Origin of the sequence: Rhodococcus sp. 05-2254-6, assembly GCF_002258565.1 — a bacterium.
Lineage (GTDB): Bacteria > Actinomycetota > Actinomycetes > Mycobacteriales > Mycobacteriaceae > Rhodococcoides.
The window spans coordinates 36,680-59,009 of sequence record NZ_NOZF01000017.1 but is presented as its reverse complement, the minus strand read 5'-3'; the positions used below and the strand labels follow the sequence as shown (position 1 = coordinate 59,009).

The 22,330-nt window shown below is 64.6% G+C and carries 11 protein-coding genes; 5 read left to right on the top strand and 6 right to left on the bottom strand.

Annotation, left to right across the window (positions count from 1 at the left end; translation table 11 throughout):
- Positions 1–40: 40 nt before the first annotated feature.
- From hydA to CH256_RS02250, 4 genes are read right to left on the bottom strand one after another with little or no spacing between them, the layout of a single operon-like run.
- The gene (gene hydA, locus CH256_RS02265; protein WP_256989337.1) at positions 41–1,456 is read right to left on the bottom strand and encodes a dihydropyrimidinase; all 1,416 of its coding nucleotides are present in this window, start codon (positions 1,454–1,456) and stop codon (positions 41–43) included.
- The gene (locus tag CH256_RS02260) at positions 1,426–1,812 is read right to left on the bottom strand and encodes an allophanate hydrolase-related protein (protein ID WP_094668757.1); all 387 of its coding nucleotides are present in this window, start codon (positions 1,810–1,812) and stop codon (positions 1,426–1,428) included. Before CH256_RS02260 ends, hydA begins: the two co-directional genes overlap by 31 nt.
- 13 nt (positions 1,813–1,825) lie before the next feature.
- Entirely contained in the window at positions 1,826–2,974 is a 1,149-nt protein-coding gene (locus CH256_RS02255) for an NAD(P)/FAD-dependent oxidoreductase (RefSeq protein WP_094668756.1), read from the bottom strand.
- Positions 2,964–3,926: a dihydrodipicolinate synthase family protein gene (locus CH256_RS02250; protein ID WP_094668755.1), complete on the bottom strand. Its 963-nt coding sequence runs from the start codon at positions 3,924–3,926 to the stop codon at positions 2,964–2,966. The genes CH256_RS02255 and CH256_RS02250 overlap by 11 nt, the downstream gene beginning before the upstream one ends.
- Before the next feature lie 172 nt (positions 3,927–4,098).
- Here CH256_RS02250 and CH256_RS02245 point away from each other — a divergent pair, with 172 nt between their 5' ends.
- The 5 genes from CH256_RS02245 (at position 4,099) to CH256_RS02225 (ending at position 9,041) form a co-directional block, all read left to right on the top strand.
- Complete coding sequence (locus tag CH256_RS02245) at positions 4,099–5,103, top strand: LacI family DNA-binding transcriptional regulator (protein WP_094642335.1); 1,005 nt, start codon at positions 4,099–4,101, stop codon at positions 5,101–5,103.
- A gap of 228 nt (positions 5,104–5,331) precedes the next feature.
- Positions 5,332–6,192 (top strand): ABC transporter substrate-binding protein, encoded by an 861-nt coding sequence (locus tag CH256_RS02240; protein ID WP_094641656.1) that lies wholly within the window; start codon positions 5,332–5,334, stop codon positions 6,190–6,192.
- A gap of 30 nt (positions 6,193–6,222) precedes the next feature.
- Entirely contained in the window at positions 6,223–6,963 is a 741-nt protein-coding gene (locus CH256_RS02235; protein WP_094614187.1) for an amino acid ABC transporter permease, read from the top strand.
- The gene (locus CH256_RS02230; protein WP_306438696.1) at positions 6,960–7,748 is read left to right on the top strand and encodes an amino acid ABC transporter ATP-binding protein; all 789 of its coding nucleotides are present in this window, start codon (positions 6,960–6,962) and stop codon (positions 7,746–7,748) included. Before CH256_RS02235 ends, CH256_RS02230 begins: the two co-directional genes overlap by 4 nt.
- A 258-nt stretch (positions 7,749–8,006) precedes the next feature.
- A complete protein-coding gene (locus CH256_RS02225) occupies positions 8,007–9,041 on the top strand; it encodes an ABC transporter substrate-binding protein (protein ID WP_179271974.1) in 1,035 nt (344 codons plus the stop codon).
- Positions 9,042–9,107: 66 nt separating this feature from the next.
- On the opposite strand, the gene CH256_RS02220 is transcribed toward CH256_RS02225, so the two are convergent.
- Together CH256_RS02220 and CH256_RS02215 are read right to left on the bottom strand one after the other, a co-directional pair.
- Positions 9,108–15,512: a non-ribosomal peptide synthetase gene (locus tag CH256_RS02220; protein WP_094668753.1), complete on the bottom strand. Its 6,405-nt coding sequence runs from the start codon at positions 15,510–15,512 to the stop codon at positions 9,108–9,110.
- Positions 15,509–22,312: a non-ribosomal peptide synthetase gene (locus tag CH256_RS02215; protein WP_179271973.1), complete on the bottom strand. Its 6,804-nt coding sequence runs from the start codon at positions 22,310–22,312 to the stop codon at positions 15,509–15,511. Before CH256_RS02215 ends, CH256_RS02220 begins: the two co-directional genes overlap by 4 nt.
- Between the last annotated feature and the right edge of the window lie 18 nt (positions 22,313–22,330).

Genomic DNA, 22,330 nt, shown 5'->3' with positions numbered 1-22,330 from the left:
GTCGAGGCAGCCGAACCCGTCGACGGTAGAAGTCCGGGCCTCACATGCTGAATGCCCCGCTGAAGTCGAGGGGTGCCGCTTCGAGATGTCGGCCGCGGGGAGTGGCGTCGACGAGTTCGCCGTCGTGGACGACAATCTCGCCGCCCACGATCACGGTGACCGGCTTTCCTCGAAGTCGGTGTCCCTCGTAGGGGGTGTAGTCGGTCGCCATGTGCTGTGTTTCGGTGGTCACCGTCCATTCCAGTTCGGGATCCCAGATGGCGATGTCGGCGTCGGACCCCGGCATCAGTGATCCCTTGCGGGGATACAAGCCGTTGGTGCGCGCTGGATTCGACGAGGTCAACTCCACGAATCTGCTTGCAGTCAGACCCAATCCGTCCACATAGTGCGAGTAGATCACCGGAAGACGCGTCTCGACTCCGGGCAGTCCGTTGGGCATGTGCCGCACGTCGTGGCTGTGCACCTGCTTCTGTGCGGTGTCGTAGCAGCAATGGTCGGAACCGATGGTGGTGATGTGCCCGGTGAACAGGTGTCGCCCGAGTTCCTCGACCACCTCGGCCGAGCGCAGCGGTGGGCAGCAGACAAATCGTTCGGGTTGTTCACCCTCGTAGGCCGAGTCGTCGAGGATCAGATGGTGGGCGACCGATTCAGTGAAGGCGACGAGCCCTCGCTTACGAGCGTCCGCGACCAGTTCGACGGCAGCCGGAGTCGACTGATGCACGAAATAGACCGGCGCATTCTGTGATTCGGCGATCGCGAGAATGGCGGCGACCGAGGCAGTCTCGGCGAGCTCCGGCCGCGTCTGCGACATGTGTGCGGCATCGACTCCGTCCGATACGGCTGCGAGGTTCTGCGCGTCGGTGACGATCGCGTCGGACTCGCAGTGGATGATGACCATTCCGCCGAGATCGCGAGTGGCCTGCATCGTGTTGAGGATGGTGTGTTCGTTCGCCATCGTCTCACCGGCGTAGGTGGTGAACATCTTGACCGTCCGAATACCGCCGTCTGCCAGTGTTTTCAGTTGGTCGGCGGTGGTGTCGGTCCACTCGACGACGCAGGCGTGCAGAGCCGAATCGCACAGTCCGCTCGACGCTTTCGCTCGCTGCACCTCGGCAGCGTTGAGCGGCTGTTGACCGGGACGCGGGATAGCGAAGTCGATGATCGTGGTGGTGCCGCCGAAGACGGCCGCCGTCGTGCACTCGAGATACGAGTCGAGAGAGGTGAATTCGCCGGAGGTGAACCCGACGTGGCAATGTGGATCGACTCCGCCCGGCATGACCAGTTTCCCGGTTGCATCGATGACCTCCGCTGCCTCGTCGACCTCGCTCCCGGGGGTGAGCACCGCAACGACTCTGCCGTCGTCGAGGAGCAGGTCTGCCGGAGCAGCCCAATGGGATTCGACGACCGTTCCGCCGCGCACGACCTTCATCGTGGGCTCGCGAGGTAGGTCAGCCATCCGCCGCGGTCACTGATGTCGGTGACGCCCGCGGCCGACAGGTAGTTCTCGCGCATTCGCATCGACAGGGAGCCCGAGCCATCCGCCAACTCGATGACCCCGAGTTCGAGTTCCTTCGGCTCTCTGGGAAGGAGCTCGTCGCGCAATACGTCGTACTCGACCTCGTACAGCTCGCCCGGTACCACGAATCCATCGGTAGGGACCGGGTGCAAACCGGGGAATTCGTCGCGCACGGAGAAGAAGCGGTATTTCGGGGCGGTGTCGACTTTCCCGACCAATCGCGCCTTGTGCAATGCGTCGTTCAGGGTGCCGCCGGACATCGCTTGTCCGTTGACGAACATCGTGACCAGTGCCATGTGAAGCCCTCTTTCAGTGAGTGTGAAGACGGACGAGACGGTCCGGGGAGAACGCGGATACGTCGACCTCGGGTTCGGTGCCTCGCGCCAGGGCCGAGAGAACCTGCCCCCACAGTGGCGCGAAGGTGAAGGAGTAGGTGCCGCCGGCCACGAAGAGGCCTGGGGCTGCGGCGAGTTCGCCGATGACCGGCATCTCGTCGGGGGTGGTGACCACGGGGCCGGTCCAGGTATCGAGTAGCGCATTCCGGGCGAGCGCAGGCAGAAGCCGTCGAACCTGCTCCAGATTTCCTGTGGTGCTGTCGGATCTGCTCGGGGCCGTCTCGCTGTCGTGGAACGCACCTGCTGGCCAACCGCCGCCGAGGACGAGGCGTCCCGTTCGGTCCTGTTTGATCGACATTCCCTCACCGACGTGCTGCACCAGCACTTCGAGTGTCAGAGGTGCGGCATCGAGCGAGTGCATCTGCAACGAGGTCGGGACGAGATCGAGCGATACCCCCGCCATAGCCGCGATCGGAGCCATCCACGGACCTGCAACGTCCATCACTACGGGTGCAATCCACGTTCCACCGTTGGTGCTCACTGTCCAGACATCACCGTCGCGGGCCAATCCGGTGACCGGTGTCGACGGATGTACAGACGCTCCTTCGGCTACGGCCTGACGTAACAGGGCAGGACCGGCGAGGTCGGGTTCTGCGAATCCGTCCCACGGACACCAGGTTGCGGCCTGAACGCTCGGGCCGAGCAGCGGTAGCGCCTGTCGAGCCTCGTCGCCGCTCAGTACCTCCGTCGGGATCCCCGCAGCTCGTTCCCATCGGTGCTTCGCGATGAGGGCGTGGACCTGCTCCTCGGTTTCGGCCACCATGAACCCGCCGCACCGGTTCAGCCCGAGACCGGTCACCGTCTCGTCCAGTGTGTTCCACAGCGAGCTCGTCGATTTCTGCAGTGGAAGCAGCTGTTCTACATCGACGGCTGTGCCCTGCCCGGGCCTGCGCGTATGGATGGTCTGGATGTGCAGGTTGCCCGCAGTCGTACCGGAGCCGGCGGTGTTGGGTAGGGTGCGATCGAGCACAGCAACGCGGGATCCCGCGCGAGTGAGGGCGAGAGCCGTTGCTGCACCTACGATTCCGGCTCCAATGACAACAACGTCGACCTCAGACCGCATGGACAGCTCCTGCGGTCGCGTAGGCATCGTCGATACCCGATTCGACGATGACCGATTTCAGCGCCGCAAGCGTGTCGGCGTCGGTGACCGGCAACAGCGGTTCGCGCACGGTGCCTCCCGGCTGGCCGAGAAGGTTCATCACGGCCTTCAACTGGGGGATGGGGGAGGCGTACACGCCGCTGTAGTCGGACGCGATGAGCCGGCCAGAGAACGCGCGATAACGATCGACCCACATGCGCGCGGTGTCGGCGTCACGTGCAGCGACGGCCTCGTAGAACGGCACCGCGAAGGGCGCGCCCACCCCACCGCCGTCGATGTTGCCGTCCCCACCCAGCTCGAGCAGCGTGGCAAGGCCGCGTCGATGCAGGAAGCTCCCGAATACACGGACGCGATCGGACACGGCCTCGACGGTGTCGAGCATGGCGAGCCAATCACCGGTGCTGTCCTTGATCGCGACGACGTTCTCCAGGTCGGCCAGTCGAGAGAACAGGTCGGGTGAGGTCCCCATGTCGACCGCAACGCCACGTGGCCAGTTGTAGGCCATGAACGGCAACGATGTTGCGGTGCTGACGCTTCGGTAGTACTGATAGGTCTCTTCCGCCGAGGTGTGTGCGTAGGGCGGAGGCGTCGCCAGTATGCCGTCTGCGCCGACGGAAGCAGCGTGCTTCGCGAGCGCGGAGGACTGCGCAGCTGTGTACGCACTGACACCGATCACGACAGGGAAGCGGCCTGCGACTGCATCGATCGACGCTTCCGCGACGGTCTTTCGTTCGTGGTCGCTCTGGCTGAACCATTCGCCTGTGCTGCCGTTCACGAGTACACCGTGAACACCCGTCTGCGCGTAGAGATTCATCAGGTCGAAAATTGCCTCGGTGTCGACGTCACCCGACTGCGTGAACGGTGTGGGGGCAGCGGGCCAGTAACCGGACCACGCGACATCATCGCGATTCATGGGAGTGCCTTTCGGGCTCGGGACGATCGACGACGCGTCGTACCGGCATTTGTGGGATCGATTGCATAGACTGCCTTCGGTGTGGTCGAGTCGTCAAGCCGGAAACGTACTTGTAACGCGACCGCGGTCGAATATGTCTGTCCGAGGCGTGAAGCAAGAGAACGGAGAACCGATGGCGGTCACCTTGATCGACGTTGCGAGCGCTGCAGGGGTTTCGCGCAGCACGGCATCACGCGCATTGAGTGGATCGTCACTGATCTCCGCGGAGACCCGCGCGGCGGTCGAGGATGCTGCCCGGGTTCTCGGATATCGGCCGAACAGGGCTGCGAGCGCGCTGCGCTCGAACAGATCGCACTTGATCGGTCTGGTCATGAACAACCTGCTCAACGCGACCTTTCACACCGTCGCCGAGGTGGTCCAGAAGAGAGCGGCAGCCGGCGGATTTCAAGTCCTGCTCTGCATCACCGATGCCGATCCGGCGCGTGAGAACGACGTCCTGGCCATGCTCGGCGAACACGGCGTGGACGGCACGATCGTGATCGGCAGTGGACGGAGTGCGGCGGCGTCGAATGCGCTTCTGGAACAGGGCCGCGCGGTGGTCAACCTGATCCGTTCGGTCAAGGGGAGTTCGGCGTCGACGGTGCTGGCAGACGACGTGACGGGTGCTCGCGACGCGACGGCGCACCTGATCGAGCTCGGGCACAGCCGGATCGGCTACATCGGTGGAAACGAGGATGCGACGTCCGGACGTGAGCGCTACGAGGGCTACCGACTGGCGCTGGCCGACGCAGGTATCCCGGTCGACGAGACGATCGTCCGGAAAGGTCCGTTCACCACCGAATTCGGTGCCGAAGCGATCAACTCGCTACTGGATGCACCCCAGGCGATGACTGCGCTGTACGCGGCCAACCACGAGGCTGTCTTCGGCATCCTGCCCACGCTCGTCGGCAGGGGTGTCTCGGTGCCGGACGAGTTGTCGCTGATCTGCCACGAGGACATGCCGTGGCTCGCGATGTGGCATCCGGCAATCACAGTCGTCGACAACGGCGCGGCCCAATTGGCCAACGTGGCCATGGACCTGTTGTTCCAGCAGATCAAGGACTCGGTCGAACCCGACGGGCGTACGTATCGAATCGGCGCTCGTCTGGTGGAGCGGGCGTCGTGTGCCGAACTGTGATCGACGTTCTCGGATCGCAGGAATGAGGAGCGCGATCACGTGCGAACGGTTAACAGTTGATGTACCGCGTGTCGGCAGTGTTAACCGCGTTGACGCCTCCGAATTCGTCTGCGACGCTTGATGCAATCGATCCCAAATGATCGACTCTTCTCGAACCACTCCATCATCGTCGCTGCCGCCCCGTCCTCGAACGTGTAGTGCTGCAGTCGATATCGAAAGGCTCGCTCAATGCGCAAGTTAACAGGACTCGCCGCTATCGCTGTCGTTGTAGCCGGCCTCACTGCCTGTAGTTCCTCGGACGATTCCGCCGCCGCGCCGACGGACTGCACACCCACGCTCGGTGCTTCGGACCTCGCCGAAGAAGGCGTACTGACGATGGCCACCAACGCAACTCTTCCGCCCATGCAGTACGTCGATCCGAACGGGGACGTGATCGGCATGCGCGTCGACCTCGGTAAGGAGATCGCCAAGCGCCTGTGTCTGACGCCGAAGTTCGTCAACATCGAGTTCGAGGCGCAGATTCCCGGTGTGCAGGCCGGCCGCTGGGACATGATCGACACCGGCATGTTCTACACGCCCGCACGGGCCGAGACCATCGATCTCGTTCCGTACGAGGTGCAGGCAGTCTCGATCTCGGTGCCCTCGGGCAACCCCGAATCGATCTCGAGCGTGGACGATCTGGCGGGCAAGACCATCGGGGTCGAAGCGCCCGGATACGAGTTCGACACGTTGACCGCCATGGCCGAGGAATTTGCAGCCGAAGGAAAGCCGGCGCTGACGGTGCAAACGTTCAAGACCAATGCCGATGCCTATCAAGCGCTTTCGGCGGGACAGCTCGACGGCACCTCCATCGTCGAGTCGGTCACGTCGTTCTACCAGGAAGACGGACGCTTCGAGACAGCCGTCGGTGGAATCAACGAGGCACCCCTTGCCATGGGATTCGCCAAGGGCAGCAAATCGTCCGCTGAGGTGGCGCGTGTGCTCTCGGAGATGAGGAGCGATGGTTATCTGCCCGATCTGTTCGAGCAGTACGACGTCACCGGATACGAGGGCGATATCGCCGTCAGCACCGGTCCTCTCGACAGCTGATCCGACCAACGCAAGTCGAAAGGCACCCCCATGTGGTCCTGGGACGCATTCTTCTCCATCCTGACGAGCACCCAGCTGCTCGAAGGCGCATGGGTCACTATCTGGCTCACCGTAGTCAGCATGATCCTCGGACTCGCTCTCGCAGTGGTGGTGGCCTCCGCGCGATCGTCCAAGCTCGTACCCCTGCGGATAGTCGCCGGGTTCTACGTGTGGCTGATGCGCGGCACGCCTCTACTGGTGCAGTTGGTGATCATCTACACCGGACTGCCTCAGGTCGGCATCAAACTGGGCGTGATCGAGGCGGCACTCGTCGGCCTGGTTCTCAACGAAGCCGCATACCTGTCGGAAATAGTGCGTTCCGGATTGCTGTCGGTTCCCACCGGACAAACGGAAGCGGCACGGGCCCTCGGTATGTCACCCACGAAGGTCTTCCGCGTGGTGGTTCTCCCTCAGGCACTGCGGGTGATGATTCCTCCACTCGGCAACAGCTTCAACGGGTTGCTCAAGACCACAACGCTGGTGTCGGTCATCTCAGTACAGGAGTTGCTGCGACGGACACAGTTCTTGGTGCAGGTGAATTTTCGAGTGCTGGAGGGGCTCTGCGCGGCAGCGTTGTACTTCCTGGTGCTGACAACTCTGTGGGGGTTGATTCAGAAGATGATCGAAGTACGAGTAGGACGTGGATACGACCGCAATTACCGCCGTAAGGGCGGTCCGTCGAGTCCGAAGCTCGACGACAGCGCGATGAAAGCCGAGGCTGTGAACCGATGACGAGTGCGACGTCTGCGACCACGAAGGCCACGACGATGGTCGAGGTCAGGAATATGACGAAGGCCTACAACGATCTCGTCGTCCTCGACGACATCGATTTCACGGTGGACAAAGGGGAAGTGGTCCTGCTCCTCGGGCCGTCAGGAAGTGGAAAGAGCACCCTGCTGCGCACGCTCAACTGCCTCGAGACGATCGAATCCGGGACCGTCCGAGTGTGCGGCGAGATGATGGGCTTCTCGGAAGGCGCCAAGCGAACGCCGCTGTCGGAGGCGCAAATCGCCAAGCAGCGGCACCACACAGGAATGGTGTTCCAGAGCTTCAACCTGTTTCCCATGATGACGGCGCTGGACAACGTCGCATCGGGTCCACGTCATGTCCTCGGTACGCAGAAGGACAAGGCGCGCAGGCAAGCTCAGGAACTGCTCGACCTCGTCGGCCTGTCGGACAAGGGGGAGAACTACCCGTCACAACTGTCCGGTGGTCAGCAGCAACGCGTGGCGATCGCCCGAGCGTTGGCGATGAAGCCCGAAGTGATGCTGTTCGACGAGCCCACGTCAGCCCTCGATCCCGAGATGGTCAACGAGGTCCTCGACGTCATGCTTCGACTGCGCGACGAGGGCATGACGATGGTGGTGGTCAGCCACGAAATGGGCTTCGCGAAAGCGGCCGCAGACAGGGTCGTCTTCATGAGCGACGGGAAGATCGTGGAAGAGGCACCTCCCGGTGAGTTCTTCGAAAATCCCAAAAGCGCTCGTACACAACAATTCTTGAGTCGTATTCTCTGACGGGCGTAAGTGGCACCGACCATGCGTGCCGTAGGTCGAATGAATGAATGTCGAGTGAGGGGGGATCACGCTGCCGCCTTCTATCGCGATGTCGTTCAACCTCTGAAGCCATGGGTCCCGTCGGCACCGGGAACGTCCTCGCTCGACACCGTGGTCGACTGACCGGACCAACCACACCGAACCCCCGTCGTGTTGGTTAGTCTATCCCAACATAGGCAATGTTTGCCTAACTTGGATGATGGGGAAAGAATGCGGACCTTGAGAATTTCAACGACTCGAACGCGGGGATCTCGACGCACACTGGCGACGACATTCGCAGTGCTCTCGATGGTGGGCGTCACCGCGCTGAGCGGATGTTCCTCTTCGGACAACGAGCCGGGGGAGTCGAACACGACCACTTCGGAGTCCGGTTTCAGCTACGTCGACGGCCGCGGCGAAACCGTCGAACTCGACGCGGTGCCGTCGCGCATCGTGGCCAGCGAACAGGCTGCCGCAGCGTTGATCCCGCTGGGCATCAAGCCGGTCGGCATCTGGGGAGGGAGCTCCTTCGAGTCGTCGATCCCGCTACGCGGACTCGATCTCGACGGCATCGAAAGCGTGGGACAGGCATACGGCGACATCGACGTGGAACAGGTCGCGGCCCTCGATCCCGATGTGCTCATCACCGGCTGGTACGCCGGGGACGCATACGGCGGCCTCGGTCTCGAAACATCCGACCTCGCCAACCAACTCGAGCAGGTCGCACCGTTCCTTGCTGTCTCCGCTCAGAAGCCCTCCTCCGAGACCCTGCAGGACTACGAGACACTGGCCACCGAACTCGGCGCCGACGTCGATACCGACGCGAACCGGGCCGACCGTGAGGCCTACGACTCCGCTGTCGCAGACCTGAAGGAAGCAATTGCTGCCAAGCCGGGTCTGACCGCGATGGCCATCTCCCCATCGGACCAGTACTACGTCGCGATCAACGACGAGTTCCCCGAACTGCGTGACTACCAGAACTGGGGTCTGACGCTCCTCGAGTCCGACGTTCCCCGCGCCGCCGACTCAGGATCCTTCACGCCCGTGAGTTGGGAGAATGTCGGTCAGTATCAGCCGAATCTCATTCTGCTGGACACTCGTTCGTACTCGACCCCGCTGGCCGAACTGGAAGCCGACCGTCCGACCTGGGCCCTGGTGAACGCTGCGGAGGCCGGAAACATCGCCGACTGGACCACCGATGCGACCAACAACTACGCGAGCTACACCGCGCAGATCGTCGACCTGACGGCGGCGATCGACAAGACGACCGTCTAGATCCACCACTTCGGATCGAAGACAGAGTCGCTGCCCCCACCTCGGCAACCCCGAGGTGGGGGTACGTCATTCGATGCGAGCCCAGATGTAGTCGGCCACTCGTTGCCCGAACACCGACCAGTTGTGCGCCTGACCTAGCTGTGCATGCTCGAGGTCGACGGAGTGCACATGCACGGTCCCGGTGATTCTGTCCTGCCACTGGCGGTCTCGGCGACGCTGCATTTCCAGGGGCGTTCCACGAGAAGCTCCGATCAGCAACGCGTCGCCCGCGTGGCGGCCGACCGTCGGTGGAATCGACAGAGCGAGGTGCCGACCGAGGGTGCGCACCAACCGGTCCTGTACCTCGGAAGCGAAGCTCGACAGCAGCGGATCCGTCTGCATGTGGCGCCGAAAATTGTTCTGCGCCTCCTCTATGCCGTTCTGCGACAGATCCTCACGTTCGGCCGTGTCTGCGGCGGCGACGTCTGCGTAGGAATCGAGCAATACCAGCGACGCCACTTCTTCGCCCCGCTCGTGCAGACGCGCCGCGATCGCGTGTGCGAGCTGCCCGCCGAAAGACCATCCGAGCAGGTGATACGGACCATGTGGTCGGACGGCTCGGATCCGCTCGACATGGTCGTCGACCAAGGCCTCGATCGACGCCAACTCGATCGCGTCGTCGCCGCTCTGCAGCGCCGGGTCCTGCATGGCGTACACCGATATCGAGGGATCGAGGAACCGCAAGGCTCCGATGTAGGACCAACTGAGACCGCCGGCAGGCTGCAGACAGAACACAGCGGGATCGCCGGCTCGACGCAACTCCACCAACGGTGCGAGCATGCCGTCTCTGCCACCGTCGATGACCGCACGTGCCAGACCCGCGACTGTCGGTTGCGCGTAGATGTCGCGCACACCGAGCTCGAGATCCACCGCGCGCAGACGAGACGCCAACCGGACAGCGGCCAGTGAATGCCCACCCAACGCGAAGAAGTCGTCGTCTCTGCCGATCTCGGTCACGCCCAACACGTCGTGGACCGCATCGGCGATCAGCGATTCGACATCGCCCCGCGGACGGTCCACCGGCTCGGCACTCTCCGACGGTGCAGGCAGCGCCGCGACGTCGAGCTTGCCGTTGACCGTCAGCGGCAGGCTGTCGACCACCTGCACCGATGCCGGGACCATGTAGCTCGGAATCAGTTCCCGTAGCCCGTCTTTGACCGATGACGCGGTGATGTCCGACGCTTCCGGGCCGTCGACGAGGACGTACGCGGCCAGTTCCGTACTGCCGGCCCGTTCGAACACGGTCACCGCGGCGCGCACGATGCCGGGGAGCCGCTGCAGCGCGTCCTGTATCTCCCCGGTCTCGACGCGGTGGCCCCTGATCTTCACCTGATTGTCGGCGCGGCCGTGATAGGAGATCAACCCGTCCGGGTCGCGTGATACCAGGTCACCGGTTCGATACATTCGAGAACCGTTGTCCGTGAACGGGTTTGCCACGAAACGTTCCGCAGTCAACCCAGGCCGTCCGTCGTATCCACGCGCGAGGCCCGCACCCGACAGGTAGAGCTCGCCGATGACGCCGGGTGCCGACAGCCGCAATGCGGTGTCGAGTACATGCGCGGTGGTGTTCAGAATGGGCCGACCCAGTGTCGGCGTCGATCGGTCCTGCACGTCGGCACCGAGCGCGTTGATCGTGTACTCGGTGGGCCCGTAGAGGTTGTACCCTCCCGTTCCTGGTGCGTCTCGCAGGTCGGACCACAGACGGTCTCCCACCGCTTCGCCGCCGAGCGAGACGAACACCAGACCCGCGGAGTCGTCGTCCTGCAGGGACGTGTTCAGGCACCGCGGGCGGGCCAGCAGACCGGCGTCGACGAGATGTTCACCGTAGGTCGGTGTGACGTCGAAGGCATCGATTCTCTCCGCATCGAAATAGTCGAGGAGAATCGCCGGATCGCGTCGCGTCTGCTCGTCGATCACGTGCACCGTGTGGCCCTCCAACAGCCAGAACAACTGCTCCCACGATGCGTCGAACGAGAACGACGTGGTGTGCGCGATCGCCAACTGTCTGTGCCCGGCCCGAGCGACGACGGGCTCGAAAATTTCCCTGCGGTGGTTGACGAACATGTTCGTCAACCCGCTGTACGGGACTGCAACCCCTTTGGGGCGCCCGGTCGATCCCGACGTGTAGATGATGTAGGCAAGCTGGTCGAGTCGCCGAGCGACATCGCCGGGTGCCGGCAGTCCGTTTCCGACACCGTCGATGTCGAGTTCGATGACGACAGCGGGCTGTTCGGTCGTGATGCTCTGGAGCTGTTCTGCCAGCGTGCTCGTCGTCAGAACGACGTGCGGGCGCGATTCGCGCACGATGTACTCGATGCGGTCGGCGGGCATCTCGGTATCGACCGGAACGTAGGCAGCTCCTGCAGCGAAGACACCGAACAGCGCCTCGACCATGAGCTCGGTGCGGGGGAGGAAGAGCATGACCCGCGATTCCCCGACGACACCGTTCGATCGCAGCAGCGCACCGAGATTCAGCGCGCGTGAATGCAGATCGGCAAAGCTCCACCGAACATCCCCGGCCACCAGTGCCAGGTCGTTCGGTCGGTCTGCAGCGCGTGCAGCGAACAGATCCCACACCGTGTGCTCGGGTACAGCCGACTCGAGTGCGCCCGAGTGTTGCCGCGTCCACGCGAGCTCACGCGGAGTGAGCAGAGCGATGCTCGCCGCCGCCTCGTCCGGTGCCGCAGTCAGCGCGGCCAACGCCGCCCAATAGGTGTCGACAATCGCTGCTGCCCGGGCATCGTCGAGAGCGTCCCGTCGATGCATCATTCGCACCCGGGCACCGGACTCCACCGGCGCGACCACCACCGTCAGTGCGTAATGCGTTGCATCACTGAGTTTCTGGTCGATCACCCGAAGTGCGCCATCGGGACCCAGACGCTCGTCGGGCGGAACGACCGGGATGTTCTGGAAGACGAACAGCGTATCGAACAACCCACGGTGCCCGGCGCACTCCTCCAGGTCGGACAGCGCGAGATACGGATGGGTCAGCAGGGGGCGTCGCTCGTCCTGAATACGGGCCAGATGGTCACGAACGGCGAGAGCGGGATCGATGCGCACTCGTAGCGGGACCGTGTTGAACAGCAACCCCAGAAGCTCGTCGATACCGGGGATCTCGGCGGGCCGGCCGGACACCACGGTGCCGAACACCACATCGTCCTGGCCGGTGAACTTCTGCAGAGTCAGCGCCCACGCAAGTTCGTACACGATGCTCGTCGTGACGCCGGTCTGCGCAGCGAGTTCTTTCACGTCTCGGGTGAGTGAGCGATCGAGATGGAAGACCGTCTCCGCCGAACCGGCCGGATCGACCGACGCCGCGGTGCGCCGGGGAGCGAGCAGAGTCGGCCCCGGCGTGCCTGCGAGCTTGCGTCGCCACATCTGTAGGCCCGCATCACGATCACGAGTTCTCAGCCACATCACGTAGTCGTCGTACGACGCACGGTGACTCGATTCGGTGCGGCCGGGCCGGGTGTATTCGTCGAGAACGGCCCGTAGGAATCTCCAGATGGACCACCCGTCGAGAACGAGATGTTCGATGGTGAACACCAGTGCACTCCGGCCCTCGGGGAGCAGCGCCACGCCCAGTCGGACGAGCGGCGGCTGAACAGGATCGAACCCCTGTGCAGCCTCGCGCCCTTCGAAGCGTGACAGCTCCACCTGAGCCGCATCGGCGTCGAGATGTCGCAGATCCGTCGTCGCCCAGGGCATCCGAACCGTCCTCGGCACTGCGGCAACGGTGCGCTCACCGAGCTGGACGTATCCAGCACCGACCTGCGGGTGCGCGGCGAGCACGGCGTCCGCGGCACGTCGCAACAGATCCGTGTCGAGTGAGCCGGAGAGTCGCATCACCGTCTGCGACAGGTAGATCCCCTCGCCCTGTCCGCCCAGCTGCTGATGGAAGAGAAGCCCGTCCTGCAACGACGTCGTCGGGTAGATCGCTCGCAGTGGGCCGAGAATCGACTCCACTGATCGACGCTCCCGCGGGTCGAGTCCGGCCATGTCGGTACTGCGATCGACGCCGTCCGCGAACGCGCTGTCCACCACCGGATTTACTCCGCAACCCATTGCGTTCACCCTGGTCGCGACAGCCGTCGTTAGCCGTGCGGCGACGTGGGCGACGTCGGTGTCGGCGAGGGCGGACACCGAACACGCGCACGACCACGATCCGGTCTCGGTTCGGAGGAACCTGATGTCGATCTCGGGCTCGGAGGCACTCTGTACGAGGTGCTGCCCTTCGGCACTCGAAATGTGGATGCGGACCTGCAGATCGGCAGGCGGTAGGTCGTCGAACACGCCAGGGGTGTGTTCGCTGAGGTGCGCGGCCACTCCGAAGGATGCGGCGTGCTCGGGGTCGGCATCTGCGCCGAGCAGGGTGCCCGCGTCGATCACGACGGGTAGCTCGCGGCGCAGGCAACCCACTGTTCGAGAACCGTGTTCGACGTTTCGGTCTCGGTCGGATTCGTCGACCCACACCACCATCGACTCGTGTCCGGCGACCTCCGTCATCACCTCGCGCACCGACTCGAGGACAGCCGTCCGAGTCTCGACGATGCCGGGAAGTCCGGTTGTGGTCAGCGGTGCAGAACTCTCGGCACCACTTGTCGCGGGTGCTGTCGGGACGGAGAAGAGGGGCGACGCTGTTTCTCGCCGGTCGATCACGTCCACGGCCGCATCCACGACATCGAGCCATGTCTCGGCGTGGTCGACGATCGAAAGGTCCTCTGCCAGTTCCTGATCGTTGCGTGTCCATCGTGCCGAGGAGCCGACCGCCACGTCGACCACCGATCGATCACTCGTCAACGCATCGAGAACGGACGGCCACGACTCCTCGTCGACCGCCGCGTGCGTCATCTCCACTCGCAGTACACCTTCGCCCGTCCAACCGGCTCGAAGACCCCCGTTCGCAACAGCCCCGAATTCCGTTTCTGCACTGTGGATCCGAGACCGCTCGAGAATCTCCGTTGCCGTCAGAGAGGTACGCACCGGCATGTCACCGTCGGTGTCGAGTCCGGTGGAGAGCATGTCGTGCCGAAGGTGGAGGCCGATGAGCGTTGCCTGGGCACGGCGGATCTGCCGCTCGGACAGGGTGAGTGTGCGTGACCACCGGCCGGGGCGCGGCCGAGCGAGTATCGGGGTCCGTTGCGGGGCCGGGTCGTTCGGACTGGTGGCCAGTTCGGAGATCCGCCGGTTCGGATCTGCGACGGCCTGAGCTGCGATCAGTGTCATGTCGTCCAGAATCGATCGAATAGTTCTGTCCTCGAACAGTTCCCGGCGGTAGAGGACGTCGAATCCGAGTCGACCCGATTCACCTCGTGGACCGATGGCGACAATCAGATCGAACTTTGCCGACGCGTCGTCCGGTGGGCGGAGGACTCCGTCTACGGGCCCCAGCGACACCGGTTTCGGCCGCGTGTCCACCTCGGCGATCATCACCTGGAACAGTGGATGCACTCCCGGCGTCCTCGCGGGCCGGAGCCACTCGACGACCTCGTGGAACGGGGTGGCGCGACGGTCGACACAGTCGAGCGTCGAACTCCTGGTCCGCGCGGTCAATTCGGTCACGGTGGGGTCGCCGGTGAGGTCGGTGGGCAGCACGATGGTGTTGACGTAGAGCCCCACCGCATCGGTCAGCGCGTCGGATGGCCGAGTATCGACGGCCGTGCCCATCGGGATCAGGTCGCCGCCGCCGTGGGCACGCAGTGCGAGAGCAGTGACGATCTGGAGAAAGACCAGTCGGCTGATGCGATTCCTCGAGCAGAACTGCTCGATGTCGTCGGCGAGGAACGTGGGCAGCACCGTTTCGATGATCCGCCCCGCGGTGGACGGCACTTCGCTGCGGGCGTGATCGAGCGGGAGAGCGACGGGCTCGACGTACGGTGCAAGAGTGGACGTCCAGAACGGTCGATCTGCCGTGACGTCGATGGAGCCTTCGTCCTCCGCATACTGCGCGTAGTCCACCGCCGACGCCGGCCAGATCGGTTCCTCGCCTCGCGCACGCGCGTCGTACGCGATCCGGATGTCTTCCAACAGGATCGGCACCGAACCACCGTCGGCGGCGATGTGGTGCACCGTCAGGACCAATCGAGACCGGTCGTAGAGATCTGCGGCGAAGGGGATCTCGGCACCGAGGTCGAATGTGCGGGGGCTGTACGGCTCACATCGACGGTCCGCTACCTCCACTGCGGCAGCGGGTTTCAGGTGGCGTAGCACCCTGCCGTCGTCGTTCGAGTACACACTGCGCAGCGACGCATGGCGTGTTGCCACATCGGCCAGGGCGTCGGCCAGGACGTCCAGATCCGGATCCGAGGTCAGATCGAGGTGAACCGGCATGGTGTACGCATGGCGGTCCGTTTCCATCTGATCGAGGAACAGCATCCGCTGCTGTGCACTCGACGCCGGCCCGGTACGTGCGGACGCGTGGGTGTTCGTCATCGGTGGACTCCTGATGCGAGGGTGCCGAGAAAGTGTTCCGCCACTGTCGACGCGGTGAGAGTGTCCGAGAGCGCGAGGTGATGCACGGACAGCAAGGCGGACCACCCGTCGCTCTCGTGTTTTTCGACGTGGATGTGGAGCAACGGGCCGGTGTCGACATCGATCCCGTTCACGACGCTCGCCGTGTCCTCTTCACCTTTGATGTGCACGACGGTCTCGAGGTTCACCGAGTCGGGATGTACCTCGAAGGCCTTCCACAACCTGCGCCGGGAGCGGTCGATGCGGGTGCGCAGTGCCGGGAACGTCTCCATCAGCGCTGTTGTCGCCCGGCGCACCTCCCTGTCGAGGTCGACCGCGGTCAGCTCGGCGCGGACGTCGATCTCGGCCCGAACCGTCTCGACACGGTCGTCGATGTCCAGACCGGATTTCACCGCGGTCCTGGCGAGATCGGGCAGCGGCACAGCGACATCGGCACGGGAAACATGTTCGTGTGGAGCATCTTTCGTCGCTCCGTCGGGTACCGCGGCCTCGGCGAGTGCGGCGACTGTGCGGAGATCGAAGATCTGCATCTCGGTGATGCGCCAGCCGCGTCTGCGCGCGAGGGTGACCGTGCGAATTGCGCTGATGCTGTCGCCGCCGACCCGAAAGAAGTCGTCTTCGATTCCCATGTCGTCGGCCTCGAGTCCCAGGGCTTCGGCGAAGGAGGCACGGATCGCGATCTCGCTGTCGGTTGTCGGTACTCGATCACTCGATGGCGAGACCTGGAATTCGATGGGGGGAAGGCCGTTGCGGTCGAGCTTTCCGCTCGAGGTCAGCGGGATCTCGTCCAGGATCGCGATACGAGCCGGAATCCACGACGCGGGGAGGACACGGGTGACCGTGAGGCGAATATCGTTCTCGAGCAGAGTCGTTCCGGCATCTGCGACGACGTAAGCGACGAGTCGCGGCCCGGCTGCGGTGATCTGTTGGGCCGCGGCGCTCGACCGGACGCCGGGATGGGTGCGAAGCGCGGCCTCCACCTCGGCCAATTCGATGCGTTGGCCGGCCAGCTTGATCTGGCCGTCGGTGCGGCCGAGGTACTCGATACTGCCGTCAGGTCGTTGCCGCGCGCGGTCGCCGGAGTGGTAGAGGCGGGCGCCGGGGACGTCGGCCCGGGGGTCGGCCACGAACCTGCTCGCGGTCAGCGCGGCCTTGTTGTGGTACCCGCGGGCCAGTTGCGTTCCCCCGAGGTAAAGATCTCCCTCGGCACCGGGCAGCACCTCGGCGAGCGTGTGATCGAGTATGCGGCAGTAGGTGTTCCACACCGGTGTGCCGATCGCGACGGACAGCCCTGCGACCGGTCCGCGCGCCGAGACGTTCTCGGCGGTCACGTCGATTGCCGCTTCGGTGGGGCCGTACAGGTTCAGCAGGGTCGCCCGCGGGAAGACCGTGGCCACCGACTGTGCATGCTGGGATGTCAACGGCTCGCCGCTGCAGACGATCAGCCGCAGCGCACTGGCGTCGAGTACAGGGTTCGTATGTTCGGACGTCACCGTGGTGAGGAATTCGCCGAGCATCGAGGGAACGAAGTGGACGATGCTCACTCCGTGCGTCGTGATGAGGTCCGCCAGCCGCCGTGGATCTCGGTGTCCGCCGTCTTCCACCACGACGACCGACGTTCCGGTGACGAACGGCAGAAAGATCTCCCAGCCCGAGACGTCGAACGACGCGGGGGTCTTCTGCAGGAACACGTCCGTATCGGTGATCGCGTGATGTTCTGCGGCCCAGAGGACACGGTTCACGATGGCCGAATGGCACACCGCGACGCCCTTCGGTCGTCCGGTCGAACCCGACGTGTAGAGAACGTACGCCGGATGATCACCGCGCAGCGGGCGTCGGCGTTCGTTGTCGACGACCGGATGTGTAGGAAGTGCGGCCAGCCGAGTGGCCACCGCTGGGTCGGCGAGATCGATCAGGGGCACATCCGAATCGGAAAAACGTGCCGCGATATCGGCGGTGGTGACGATCGTGGCGGCACCGGAGTCTTCGAGCAGGTAGCGAAGCCGTGCTTGGGGCAGTGCTGGATCGAGTGGCACGTAGGCGGCTCCCGAGAAGGTCACGGCGAGGATCGTGACGATCAGCTCGGGTGACCGATCGAGTGCGACCGCCACGACGTCCTCGGGTCCATGACCGGAGTCGATGATCAACCGTGCCAAGGCGGACGCCTCGCCGAGAACGGATTTCAGGTCTCGGCGACGATTTTCGAATATCAGCGCCGCGCCGTCCACCGGGGATGCGCGAGTGATGATTCGGTCGAGCGTCAGGCCGGGTTCGATGTCTCGTCGAGCGCCGGAGAGTCGCGACAGCGTGGCGCGGTCCTGAGCGTCGAGCAGATCGACCGCGTCGACCTGCAGGTCCAGCGACGCAGGCATACGCTGCAACACCGTTTCGAGTCGCCGCAGCAGTGCGTCGGCGGCGTCGGTGTCGACGACGTCGGTTGCGTACTCGACAGCAAGACCGACGGCCGAATCGTTCTCGTACAGAGTGATGCTCACGTCGTACTTGGCCGTACCGGTGTCGACGGGCAGCCGTTCGGTGACCAGATCGCCGAGAGCGAGAGTGCCCCCGCCGTCCCGGTGTGGTTGGTGGACCACCATCACGCGCACCGGAGGCTGCTCGCGCAGCGCCGGCACCGCAGCCACGACCTCCTCGTACGGCGCCCTCGAATGTGCGAGCGCGTGCAGCGTCTGGTCCCGGGTACGCGCGAACACTTCTCGTAGCGTGGGGTTTCCGCGTAGATCTGCTCGCAGCAGCACGGTGTTCAGGTGGAAACCCACTTCGTCGCTCGCGTCGTCGTGGCCTGTTTGCGGGGACCTGATCGACATCGGGGACGCCGTGAGGAACTGCTCACCCGATCCGCACGCGCGCAGTGCGATCGCCGTTGCAACCTGAGTGGCCATGTACATGCTCGCCCCGCACTCGCGCGCCGTGGCCCGCACCGCCGCTGCGACGTCATCGGCAACGACGCGTCTGATCGTCCGCCCGGTCCGTGCACCCGTATGGCGGGCAGCGCGCCAACCCGGTACGTCCAGGACCGGAGGTAGTGGAGTCAGATGTGATCGCCACGAGGCGATCTCGGACCCATGATCCTCCTCGAACACCGCCGTCGGGGACGGTGCGGTACCCAGGTCCAGCGGTGGCCGGCCGGCACCGCGCGCAGCGTAGGCACGCGAGAGGGTGCGCAGCAACGCCGGCTCCGACCATTCGTCCGTCGCGATGTGATGCACGGCGAGAACGAGTGTCGCGCAGTTCTGCTCGTCGTCGTGAACGAACACGCCGGCGCGCAGCGCAATCGATTCCGAGGGATCGAATCGTTCCTGCAGGAACTGCTCGATCGCCTGCGCCACCTTCGTAGACTGCAAGGCGTGACGTCGCAGGGCAGGGGCCGAGCGTTCGTCACTCGGGTCGAGGATCTCGACCGTAAGTGCTCCGTCGTTCTCGACGTACAACGACCGCAGAGATCGATGACGTGCGGTGACGTCGGTGAGTGCCTGTTCGAGAGCGGAGAGGTCGAGGGGACCGGCGACCCTGAACACCAGCGGTACCGTGTAGGTTCCGCCGTGTCCGCTGAGTCTGTCCGCCAACCACATTCGTCGCTCTCCGGCGTTCATCGGCCGGGTGCGCGTGTCGATGTTGACCGTCTCGTCGATATTCGTTTCACTGTCGGCGCACGGCGGCTGTTCCGCTGCGTCGATGTAGTCAGACAGATTCGCGACCGTCGGGTGATCGAACACCGCTCGCACCGATATCCGTAGGTTCAGATCCCGATTGACCCGGGTCACCAGACGCATCGCGGCCAGCGAATCTCCGCCGAGGGCGAAGAAGTCGCTGTCGGGTCCGATGGAATCCAAGAGCGCCTGTGAGCCGGCTTCGCGACCGAGCAAGGCCGCGATGTGTTCGGCCAATCGCCGTTGACCGTCGGTCAGCGGGCCCGCCGGCGCACCTCCGACATCCGGGACCGGCAGGGCGCGGCGGTCGACCTTGCCGTTGACGGTCGTGGGAAACGCCTCGAGCACCATCAGATGTGCGGGAATCATGTGCTGGGGCAGCAGCGTCGTCAGATGCGCGAGAACACTGCGAGAAAGGTTGTCCGAGTTCGGGTTCGCGTCGTCCGTGGGGATCACATAGCCGCACAGAACGGGTGTTGCCGTTGCGTGCACGAGCACGACGGCAGCGCGAACCTGGGGATGAGTGGCTGCGGCGGCTTCGATCTCTTCGAGTTCGACCCGCATGCCGCGGATCTTGACCTGGTTGTCCGCTCGGCCGAGGAAGTCGAGTGTTCCGCCTTCCGTCCAGCGAGCGCGGTCACCCGTTCGATAGGCGCGGTCGCCGATCTCGCGGGCAAAGGGGTCTGCGACGAATCTCGCGGCAGTCATGTCCGACGCGCCGACGTAGCCGCGTCCGAGCAGGTCACCCGCCGCGTAGAGCTCGCCGCCCATGCCTACGGGGAGTGGTCGCAGGCGGTCGTCGAGCACATACAACCGGCAACCCGGATTCGGTTGTCCGATCGAGGTGGAGATTCGGTCCGATCCGGTCCCGTCGTACACCACGTGGGAGACCCCGATCGTCGCCTCGGCCGGCCCGTACCCGTGGTACAGGGTCCCGGTCATGCGAGACCGGAACCGCGAGAACAACTCCGGCGTGAGAACTTCGCCGCCGCACCAGACGTGACGAACCCCTGCCATCGCGTCGGTCCCAGCGCTGGTCTCGAGGAGCACGTCGAGCATGGAGGCGACGAGATATACGAAGGTCACTCGCTCACGGGATATCAACTCCAGCAATCGCTGCGGGTCCCGATCCTCTCCCGGTCCCGCTACGACGACGGTTCCTCCCGAGCACAGCGGGAGCAGTAGCTCGTTGATCGAAATATCGAATGCGAGTGGAGCTTTGAAGAGGCTGGCATCACCCGCGCCCACCTTCAGGATGTGCTCGATCTGCCACTTCATCCGGCTGGCGATGGCCTCGTGCCGGATCATGGCCCCTTTCGGCCGACCCGTCGAGCCCGAGGTGAAGATGACGTACGCCAGGCCGGCTGCGTGACGGACCACCCCCGACGGCGGGGTGACCGGTCGGCTCTCGTGCTCCCATCGGTCGAGGGCCACCGCTATCGACAGCACCTCCGTGTCCTCGTTCGACTCCGAGCTTCCTGGGCCGCGCAATGCCACGCCGATGTTCGCGTCACGGACCACCGCAGCCCTGCGGGCCTGGGGCCATTGCGGGTCGAACGGGACGAACGCTGCTCCTGCCGCGAGAACGGCCATGACGGAGACGACCATCTCGGCGGACCGAGTCATGTCGATGGCCACACGTGCTTCCGGTCCGATTCCCGCCGCCACCAACGAGTGCGCGAGTTGGCTCGAGCGGTGGCTCAACTCGGCGTAGGTCAGACGGGTTGGGCCGGCAACGACGGCGGTCGCGTCACCTGTCCGCGCCGCCCACTCCTCGAACATCTGCACGACGTCTTGCTCGGCGAGGCAGTGACCGGTCTCGTTGACGTCGGTGACGAGCGTCTGCAGCTGCTGCGAGGAGGCGAGGGGCAACGAGTCGATCGGAGCATCGGGTGCGGTGGTCGCGGCATCGATAAAGACCGCCAGCGCGTGCGCATGGGCTCGGATCTCCGTCTCTGCGCCGGCACCTCGTAGTTCCATTGCCAGCCAGGAACTTCGAGGGTTCGCACGGTCGATGGTGCCCTCGACCACGAACTCGAGGTCCGTCACAGGGCCGAGCCAGTTCTGACGCAGTCGCGCGCGCTCGCCTCCGAACATCGAGTCACGTTCGGCCACCAGAACATTGATTCCCGGAGCGATCAGCGCAGAGTCTCCTCGCCGCAGCCGGAGCAGCTCGGTCACCACATCGGGTGCGACCGCGGTGTGAGGTCGCATCCGCGTCAAGGTGGAATCGACGTTCGCCAGCACGTCGACGACGGTCCTGCCCTTGTGTTCGAGCACGAACGGCACGACGGTCGAGGTCATCGCGATCGGAGATTCCGCCGGGGCATGGCCGGCGATTGCCAAGCGGATGGGTTGTCGCCCTGCGGGTCTCGTCGTTGCGGCGTATGCGCCGAGGAGACCGACGAGCGTGCGGCGCGGCGACGTGCGCGAGCGATCGGCCAACGCGAGCACGCGGTCGACGACGTTCTCCGGTAACTCGACTGCGATGTGCGACACCGTCAGTCCTGTGTGCTCGAGCAGACCCTGATCTTCGGGCAGGCTCGCGACCACCGCATCCCAGTAGTCGCGGTCGTCGTTCGGTGAGGCGGTGTCGGTGCGAGGACGCGTGGATCGGTCCCTCCGAACATCGTTGTAGACGTCGGCGACCCGTTCTGTGAGTGCGGTGACCGAAAGGCCGTCGATCACGATGTGGTGGTAAGCCTGGATCCACCACAGCCGCCCGTCTTCTGCGGCGGCGACGATGTGGTGATGCATCGGGCCGGTGTCCGACGACCCGATCCTGGACCGAGCCTCGGTGACGAGGGAATCGATGTGCGTGTCCGATCCGGACGTCGCACGTGTCTCGATGCGTCCGGGCGCCGCGTCGACGATGTCGAGGTCACCGTCCGAGGACGGCGTGAATGCGCGATCGAGATGCGGCAACCCGGCGAGCGTGGCTGACACCGCACTGTGAAGACGCACGGGGTCGGTGGTCGTGGGGAGCTCGAGTCGCCACGCCAGCGAGTACGTGCCCTCGCCTGCGTCGATCTGCGCGGCGGTCCAGACGGCTCTCTGTGCGGGGGTGATTCGAGGTGCGTCGAGCATGGTCATCCGGGTCTCCTCGTCGTG

Excerpts from the sequence above, each read along its gene's own strand:
- hydA (WP_256989337.1), bottom strand. The coding sequence starts at position 1,456 with ATGGCTGACCTACCTCGCGAGCCCACGATGAAGGTCGTGCGCGGCGGA.
- CH256_RS02260 (WP_094668757.1), bottom strand. The coding sequence starts at position 1,812 with ATGGCACTGGTCACGATGTTCGTCAACGGACAAGCGATGTCCGGCGGC.
- CH256_RS02255 (WP_094668756.1), bottom strand. The coding sequence starts at position 2,974 with ATGCGGTCTGAGGTCGACGTTGTTGTCATTGGAGCCGGAATCGTAGGT.
- CH256_RS02250 (WP_094668755.1), bottom strand. The coding sequence starts at position 3,926 with ATGAATCGCGATGATGTCGCGTGGTCCGGTTACTGGCCCGCTGCCCCC.
- CH256_RS02245 (WP_094642335.1), top strand. The coding sequence starts at position 4,099 with ATGGCGGTCACCTTGATCGACGTTGCGAGCGCTGCAGGGGTTTCGCGC.
- CH256_RS02240 (WP_094641656.1), top strand. The coding sequence starts at position 5,332 with ATGCGCAAGTTAACAGGACTCGCCGCTATCGCTGTCGTTGTAGCCGGC.
- CH256_RS02235 (WP_094614187.1), top strand. The coding sequence starts at position 6,223 with ATGTGGTCCTGGGACGCATTCTTCTCCATCCTGACGAGCACCCAGCTG.
- CH256_RS02230 (WP_306438696.1), top strand. The coding sequence starts at position 6,960 with ATGACGAGTGCGACGTCTGCGACCACGAAGGCCACGACGATGGTCGAG.
- CH256_RS02220 (WP_094668753.1), bottom strand. The coding sequence starts at position 15,512 with ATGACGAACACCCACGCGTCCGCACGTACCGGGCCGGCGTCGAGTGCA.
- CH256_RS02215 (WP_179271973.1), bottom strand. The coding sequence starts at position 22,312 with ATGACCATGCTCGACGCACCTCGAATCACCCCCGCACAGAGAGCCGTC.